Here is a 759-nt window from a genome sequence, read left to right on the forward strand (position 1 = left end):
GGCCAGATCCAGCACCGCCTGCAATCTGGCTTCCCGCTCGCTCATCAGGTTGCGATGCAGGGCACTGGCGGAGATGAGCAGCAGTGCGAGGAAACCGAGCAATGCCACTGAGAGCAGCAGCATCAATTTGCGACTCACTGCGATATCACCGAGCTTGAACATAGTCTTTTCCTTGTCTCTCGTGCGGGTCTGGTGATGGCCGGTCAACGAGCTGGCCTTGATTGTTTCATGCTTATATTTATTTAACTTTCATATGGTTGTGATAACTAGTATCCATTTGGGTTTTTTGGCGGCCAGTATAGCTAGCAGACATCAACCCTGGCTTTTGGTAGCGTGATCTGGCGCATCCCGGCGCATCATTGTTCGACTCTATTTGCAAGAAATGTGAATGAGTTGGCATTTCACCAAAAAAGGAAGTGGGCGCCCCGAGGGGACCCCATCACAAGAGGGAATTTATGAGTTCCATTGCCAGGAATTACTTGAACCAGCTCAACGCCGACTACCTGAAGGTACACAGGCGCAAGGAGGACCTCTTCTGGTCCACCTACATGGGCACCAGCGACGATCAGGCCGGCTTCACCGCCGCCGAACAGGCCTACAAGGCGTTCTGTGCCGATCCTGCCCGCCTGCCGGTGCTGCGGCAGATGCAGGCCCAGGCCGAAGAGGCGGATCTGAGGCGCGGCCTGGCCGGCTGGGCTGCCTTCTTCGAGTGCAACGTCATCGAAGATCCGGCCGCCGCCGCCCTGATGGACGAGCTGG

1 pseudogene is annotated in these 759 nt (G+C 56.4%); it reads left to right on the forward strand.

Features of this window, described 5'->3' with window-relative positions:
* Window positions 1-455: 455 nt before the first annotated feature.
* Window positions 456-759, forward strand: a pseudogene (locus BN1119_RS11925) (M3 family metallopeptidase); the annotation flags it as partial.

The sequence above is a fragment of the Aeromonas bivalvium genome (assembly GCF_000819765.1).
In the GTDB taxonomy this organism is placed as follows: Bacteria; Pseudomonadota; Gammaproteobacteria; order Enterobacterales; family Aeromonadaceae; genus Aeromonas; species Aeromonas bivalvium.